The following is a 279-nucleotide window of genomic DNA, read 5'->3' on the forward strand; positions in this document are numbered from 1 at the left end:
GAAATCATTTGGTCGAGCGAAAAGCGCCGCCGCGCCTCGGCCCGGCATATCTCGGCATCCAGGCGGGATGCTGCGACGATGGCTCCCGCCATCTCATGGACGTCATTGACCAGAAAGCCCGTCCTGCCGTGTTCGACCACGCCCGGCAGCGCGCCGTTTGGAAAGGCGACAACCGGCGTGCCGCAGGCCAGCGCCTCCATCGCGACAAGCGAACTGGTTTCTGCGGCAAGGCTGGGAATGACCAGGCACCGGGCGGCATTGAGAAAGCGCCGTTTGGCG

At 65.2% G+C, this 279-nt stretch carries 1 protein-coding gene; it reads right to left on the reverse strand.

The window, feature by feature from the left end:
- Positions 1 to 279 (reverse strand): glycosyltransferase (locus EN824_RS34940; protein WP_135933254.1); only part of this gene is annotated, 279 nt, incomplete at both ends.

This window comes from Mesorhizobium sp. M8A.F.Ca.ET.181.01.1.1, assembly GCF_004792025.1.
GTDB lineage: Bacteria > Pseudomonadota > Alphaproteobacteria > Rhizobiales > Rhizobiaceae > Mesorhizobium.